Source organism: Romboutsia sp., from assembly GCF_056995035.1.
Genome location: NZ_JBXKIW010000077.1, coordinates 1 through 6669 on the forward strand (window position 1 = coordinate 1; position 6669 = coordinate 6669).

Annotated in this window: 5 protein-coding genes, 1 pseudogene and 1 other annotated feature; of the genes and pseudogenes, 4 read left to right on the plus strand and 2 right to left on the minus strand. The window is 28.3% G+C overall.

The annotated features are described in order from the left end of the window. Positions 1–181: 181 nt before the first annotated feature. Both AC11VW_RS12525 and recX read right to left on the minus strand, forming a co-directional pair. The gene (locus AC11VW_RS12525; RefSeq protein ID WP_484301762.1) at positions 182–1099 is read right to left on the minus strand and encodes a ribonuclease Z; all 918 of its coding nucleotides are present in this window, start codon (positions 1097–1099) and stop codon (positions 182–184) included. A 251-nt stretch (positions 1100–1350) separates the two neighbouring features. After that, positions 1351–1989 (minus strand): recombination regulator RecX, encoded by a 639-nt coding sequence (gene recX / locus AC11VW_RS12530; protein ID WP_484301763.1) that lies wholly within the window; start codon positions 1987–1989, stop codon positions 1351–1353. A gap of 119 nt (positions 1990–2108) precedes the next feature. Here recX and nadD point away from each other — a divergent pair, with 119 nt between their 5' ends. From nadD to leuS, 4 genes and pseudogenes are all read left to right on the plus strand, one after another. Then, complete coding sequence (gene nadD, locus AC11VW_RS12535; RefSeq protein ID WP_484301764.1) at positions 2109–2798, plus strand: nicotinate-nucleotide adenylyltransferase; 690 nt, start codon at positions 2109–2111, stop codon at positions 2796–2798. After that, positions 2799–3371, plus strand: coding sequence for a bis(5'-nucleosyl)-tetraphosphatase (symmetrical) YqeK (gene yqeK, locus AC11VW_RS12540; protein WP_484301765.1), 573 nt, complete (start codon positions 2799–2801; stop codon positions 3369–3371). Between the two features lie 100 nt (positions 3372–3471). After that, complete coding sequence (gene rsfS, locus AC11VW_RS12545) at positions 3472–3822, plus strand: ribosome silencing factor (RefSeq protein ID WP_484301766.1); 351 nt, start codon at positions 3472–3474, stop codon at positions 3820–3822. A 43-nt stretch (positions 3823–3865) separates the two neighbouring features. Next, positions 3866–4051, plus strand: a binding site (T-box leader). Between the two features lie 65 nt (positions 4052–4116). Further along, positions 4117–6536: pseudogene (gene leuS, locus AC11VW_RS12550) on the plus strand (leucine--tRNA ligase). The last annotated feature ends 133 nt before the right edge of the window (positions 6537–6669 follow it).

The following is a 6669-nucleotide window of genomic DNA, read 5'->3' on the forward strand; positions in this document are numbered from 1 at the left end:
GACTTATATCCTCCGTCTCCATTTAAATAAGACATAACAACTTTTAATTTGAAATCATAATCATATTTCGCCATGTAAAAACACCCCAACTGTTAGATTTTTGGTCCAACAATTGGGGTGCAGTACATTCTCTACACTCTTTTTTATGTATAAAATTAAAGATATCTATGAAATAATATCTTTAATCTTCAAAACTTAAATTAAATTCAAGTCTGTCTTCTCCGAGAATTGTATTTTCAAAAACACTAGTAGCATTTTCTATAAATTCATGTGGATTTTCAAGAGAGGGGCTAAAGTGAGTTAAAAGGAGTTTTTTTACATTACCTAATCTTGCTAAATTTGCCGATTCTCTAAAAGTCATATGATTATTTTTAACAGCCTTAGAAATATCCATATCATCACCATACATAGCCTCGCAAATGAATAAATCACTATCTTTTATAAATTCAGGTATTGAAAATATAGGTCTAGTATCTGTTATGAAACTAACTTTAATACCTTTTCTATCATCTCCTAAAACCATCTCTGGTTTGTATTCAACTCCATCCATTGTAATACTTTTTCCTGATTGAAGTTTTTGCCATAAAATAGTAGGTACGTTATTTAAAGTAGCTTTATCTTTATTAAACTTCGGGCATCTTTTAAAATATAAGCTGTACCCTAAACATTCTGTTGAATGTTCTAGCTCAATAGTTGAAATATCTATATCTTTTAAATGCTCATGGCATAAAGAGAAGGGTCCTTGAGGATTTTCAATAACATGTATATTATATGGTAAGTATTCAACTAATACTCTAACAGCATTCATATGTTCTCTGATTCCGTATGGACCTATTATAGTTAAATCTTCAGTTCTAGAACTATTTGCAATAGTGGATAAAAGTCCAATAAGTCCATTAAAATGATCCCCGTGAAGGTGAGTTATACATATTAAGTCTATATTTTTAAAACCACAATTTTTCATTTTCATAGAAATTTGAGTTCCTTCACCGCAATCTATAAGTATTTTTCTGCCTTTGTAATTTATAAACAAAGAAGATAAAAATCTATTAGGCATTGGCATATTACCACCACATCCAAGTAAAACTAAATCTATCATAAATTTCTCCTTATATTTTAGTAGTTAATATAGTATTTGTATTTTAAAATACATTTATTACTAATTAAGCATTAAAAAACATATTAAAATAAAAAAGAGATTATTATTTAATAATCTCTTTCTTACTTTATGCTGTCTTGTTTATATAGTTGAATAATATTGTATATTCCAATCGCTATACTAATCGCACCTATCATTAGCCTTTTAACTTCACTCAAAATAAATCCTCCTATTTAATAATAATAGATATATTACATATCATACTCATTTGAATTTAAAAGTTTATCTAACACTCTTTTTATAATATCATAACTAAATCCTTTATAAGCAAGGTGTTGTGAAATTTTTTGATATATTTTTCTTTTGTCTTCCTTTTTAACTCTATCGTATCTTTTTTTTGCTAAATACATGGCATTTTCAAATTCAACATCAGTATCTATATCAGAAATAGCCTCATCTATAGACTGTTTATCAATTCCTTTGTTATATAGATTTTGTTTTATTCTATTTTTACCACATCTGTTTAAATTAACATTAGTATTAACTATCTTTTGAGCTAGAATATCATCGTTAATAAAATTATTTTTCTTAAGGAATTTTATAACCATTTCTATCGTGTCATCTTCAAAATCAGAAGATAGTTTTTCTCTTATCTTTTTCTCCGATTGATCAGCTTTAGCTAAAATATTTAATGCCTTATTCTTAGCTTTCATGTACATTTCTTCGTTTAAAATGTGTTTTAAATTTTCTTCTTCTATAGTCATACCCTTTTTTAGATTGAATGTATATACTAACTCTGTAAATATAGCGATGAAAAACTCATCATTTACATAAATATTAACTCTGTCATCATTTTTCTTTTGTGCTTCTATTTTAGTAATTATAGCCATGAAAAATCTCCTTTAAATTGTATATAACTATAAGTATATACTAAAAAACAATTTATAACCTTTAATATTATAAAAATAATGATACAATAATAATATAATTGCTATAAAGGAGACGAAAAATGAGTATTGATAATCTGATTAAGGAAGCAGAGATAAAAAATACTGTTAAACTAGAAAACTTTAAAAAAAATAATGAGGAAATTAAGATAGGCATAATGGGAGGGACTTTTGATCCTATACATTATGCACACTTAGCTACTGCAGAGTTTATTAGAGATAAATATAGATTAGATAAAATTCTTTTTATACCATCAGGAAATCCACCTCATAAACTAAGTAATGTAACTAATAAATATGATAGATATAAAATGGTTACTCTTGCAACTATGAACAATGATGATTTTATAGTTTCAGATTTAGAAATAAAAAAAAATGAAAAAACGTATACAATAGATACATTAAGATATCTTAAACGAGAATATGAAAATATAGATATATATTTTATAACAGGTGCAGATGCTATATGTGATATTGAAACATGGAAAAATGTAAGTGAAAATTTTAAACTAGCAACATTTATAGCAGCTACTAGGCCTGGAATAAGTTTACTAAGAGCACAAGAAAAAATAGAAAAATTAACAAAAAAATACAATGCAAACATCATAAGTGTTTATGTTCCTTCGTTAGATATTTCATCTACTTATATAAGAAATCAATTAAAAGAAAATAAATCAGTAAGATATTTAGTTCCTGAAGATGTTGAAAAGTATATATATAATAATACGTTATATAAAGATGGAGATGAGTAAATGAATTTAGATAGTATTAATAATAAAATGAAAGAAATGTTACCTCAAAGAAGATATAAACATTCTTTAAATGTATGTAATTGCGCTATTAAGCTAAGTGAAATTTATAATTATGATAAAGATAAGGCTTGCTTAGCTGGAATTATACATGATTGTGCGAAGTATTTAAGTACTGAAGAAGTAGAATACTATGTAGATAAGCATAAGATTAAATTAGATTGTTTAGAAAAAGAAAATTTAGCACTATCGCATAGTGTAATAGGTTCTTATATTGCTAAATATGAATTAAAAATAGAAGATGAAGACATAATTAATGCAGTTAAGTATCATACTACAGGTAAAGAAAATATGACTTTATTAGAAAAAATAATTTATATGGCGGATTTAATAGAAGAGGATAGGGATTTTCCAAGTGTAAACTTACTGAGAGAATTAACTTATAACGGTAATTTAGATGAAGCGCTATTAATATCTTTTAATAACACAATAAAATTTGTTATTGAAAACAAACAACTTATACATCCAAGAACGGTAGAAGCTAGAAATTATCTTATGAAACAAAAATCATTATAAGGTAATAATAATATTAAAAAGTAAAATACAATGGTGTATAAAGAAGTATTTATGGTATAATATTTAAATACGTTTAAAAATAGGAAAGGTAGGAAATAATATGACAGTAGAACAAATGACGAAAGTTATATACGATGCAATAGATGATAAATTAGGACAAGATATATCGATAATAAATATAGGAGCGGTTTCTAGTTTATGTGATTATTTTGTTGTAGCTACAGCGTCTTCTACAAGACAAGTAAAAGCTATAGCTGATAATGTAGAAGATGAATTAACAAAGCTTGGGGTAGAGCCAAGAGGAAAAGAAGGATATGATTCTCAAGTTTGGGTACTTCTTGATTATGGTGATGTTATGGTTCATGTATTCAATGAAGAAAATAGAGAATACTACAAATTAGAAAAATTATGGCAAGATGCTCCACATGTGGATGTTGACACTTTAGCATAGAAATGATAATATAAACTATTATAATTAGAAAAATTTAAAATATTAAATAGACTAGAGTAGTAAAAGAATATGTTTTTCCAGAGAGCTAGTGTTGGTGAAAACTAGTAAAATGTATCTTTGAACTTGCTAGGCAATATCTATTTAGCCATAGTTGGCATAAAAACTATCTAAGAGAGTCTAGAAATAGACTAATTAGGGTGGTACCGCGAAGATAATCCTCGTCCCTAAACATTATGTTTAGTGATAGAGGATTTTTTTATATTAAAATAATTAATTATACAGGAGGGAATTTTAATGAATGTTTATAAACCAAATGAAGTTGAAGCTAAATGGCAAAAAACTTGGGTAGAAAATGATCAGTATAAAACAAACACAGAAGATTCATCAAAGCCAAATTACTATACACTAGAAATGTTACCTTATCCATCAGGTAAAATACATATGGGACATGTTAGAAACTATTCTATAGGTGATGTTATAGCTAGATTTAAGAAAATGGAAGGATTTAATGTTCTTCATCCAATGGGGTGGGATTCATTTGGTCTTCCAGCTGAAAATGCGGCTATAAAGCATGGAATACATCCCCACAAGTGGACTATGGAAAATATAGAAGATATGAAAGGTCAGTTAAAATTACTAGGACTTAGCTATGATTGGGATAGAGAAATAGCAACGTCTACACCAGAATACTACAAGTTTACTCAAGAAATATTCCTGAAGTTCTTAGAACATGGATTAGCATATAAGAAAAAATCTTTTGTTAACTGGTGTCCTTCTTGTGAAACAGTTCTTGCTAATGAACAAGTTGTACAAGGTGAATGTGAAAGATGTGATGCTATAGTTGTTAAGAAAGACTTAGAACAATGGTATTTCAAAACAACTCATTTTGCAGAAGAATTACTTCAAGATTTAGATACTTTAGATGGATGGCCAGATAAAGTTAAGACAATGCAAAGAAACTGGATAGGAAAAAGTACTGGAGCAGAAATAACTTTTGATATAGATGGAAGCGATAAAACTGTAACTGTATTTACAACTAGACCAGATACAGTTTATGGAGTCTCTTATATGGTTCTTGCTCCAGAGCATGAATTAGTTAAAGAATTAGTTGCAGGTACAGAGTATGAAGAAGCAGTAGATACTTTCGTAGCTAAAATGCACACTATGACTGAAATAGAAAGAACTTCAAGTGACTTAGAAAAAGAAGGTATGTTTATAGGTAAGTATGTTATAAATCCATTAAACGGAAAGAAAGTGCAATTATGGATAGCAAACTATGTACTTGCAGACTATGGAACAGGTGCAGTTATGGCAGTACCAGCACATGATGAAAGAGATTCTGAATTTGCAGCTAAGTACAACTTAGAAGTAGTTGAAGTTATAAATGAAGAAAATATAATGATAAACTCAGGTGATTTTGATGGTATGGATGCATCAAAAGCTTTCGATGCCATAATAGAAAAAATAGAGGAAATGGGAAGAGGAAAGAAAACAGTTAACTATAGATTAAGAGACTGGTTACTTCTAGACAAAGATATTGGGGATGTCCAATACCTGTAGTATATTGTGAAGAGTGTGGATTAGTTCCTGAAAAGAAAGAAAATTTACCAATATTATTACCAACTGATATAGAATTTACAGGTAAAGGTGAATCACCACTTACAACTTCTAAAGAATTCATGAATGCTACTTGTCCTTGTTGTGGAAAACCAGCAAGAAGAGAAGTTGATACAATGGATACTTTTGTAGATTCTTCTTGGTACTTCTTAAGATATATAGATTCTAAAAATACTGAAGAACCATTTGGTAAAGAAGTAGTTAATAACTGGATGCCAGTTGATCAATATATAGGTGGAGTAGAACATGCTATAATGCACTTACTTTACGCAAGATTCTTTGTTAAAGCATTCAATGAAATGGGAATGTTAGACTTTAAAGAACCATTTAAAAATTTATTAACGCAAGGTATGGTTTTAAAAGATGGGGCTAAGATGAGTAAATCTAAAGGAAATGTTGTGTCTCCATTAGAAATAATAGATGAATATGGAGCAGACACTGCTAGATTATTCGTATTATTTGCAGCACCACCAGAAAGAGATTTAGAATGGTCTGAACAAGGTGTTGAAGGATGCTTCAGATTCTTAAATAGAGTTTACAGATTAGTGGATGAATTAGTAGATTTAACTAAGTGTGATTCTTCTATGGGTGAATTAACTAAAGAAGATAAAGCTATGAGATATACTATAAATGCTACTCTAAAGAAAGTAACAGAAGACTTAAATGAGAAATTTGGATTCAATACGGCTATATCTGCTTTAATGGAATTAATAAATGAAATGTACAAATATAAAGAGTTAGATAACAGAAATGAAGTGGTTATAAAAGAAGGTATAGAGACTATAGTAACTATACTTGCACCTTTTGCACCTCATATAGGGGAAGAATTATGGACTATGATAGGTAAAGAAGGAAGTATATTTAATATATCTTGGCCAAAACATGATGAGACTGCGTTAGTTAAAGATGAAGTTGAAATAGTAGTTCAAGTAAATGGTAAGGTTAGAGGTAAGTTAAGTGTTGCTGCTAATATTTCAAGAGAAGAGATGGAAAAAGTAGCGATGGAAGATGAAAAGATAAAAGAATTAGTTGAAGGAAAGACTATAGTTAAAGTAGTTGCAGTTCCTAAGAAATTAGTTAACATAGTTGTTAAATAAATAATAGAAATATTGTTATCAAAAGGAGATGGTTCTAACCATCTCCTTTTATTATAAATATATAAATACAAAACTAAAAAATTTGTATATAACTCGATTTTAGTGAACAAAATAAAATATATATTAAAATTTT

What these genes read in the sequence shown, in the direction of transcription:
- yqeK (WP_484301765.1), top strand. Translation starts at nt 2,799, where the DNA reads ATGAATTTAGATAGTATTAATAATAAAATGAAAGAAATGTTACCTCAA.
- recX (WP_484301763.1), bottom strand. Translation starts at nt 1,989, where the DNA reads ATGGCTATAATTACTAAAATAGAAGCACAAAAGAAAAATGATGACAGA.
- AC11VW_RS12525 (WP_484301762.1), bottom strand. Translation starts at nt 1,099, where the DNA reads ATGATAGATTTAGTTTTACTTGGATGTGGTGGTAATATGCCAATGCCT.
- nadD (WP_484301764.1), top strand. Translation starts at nt 2,109, where the DNA reads ATGAGTATTGATAATCTGATTAAGGAAGCAGAGATAAAAAATACTGTT.
- rsfS (WP_484301766.1), top strand. Translation starts at nt 3,472, where the DNA reads ATGACAGTAGAACAAATGACGAAAGTTATATACGATGCAATAGATGAT.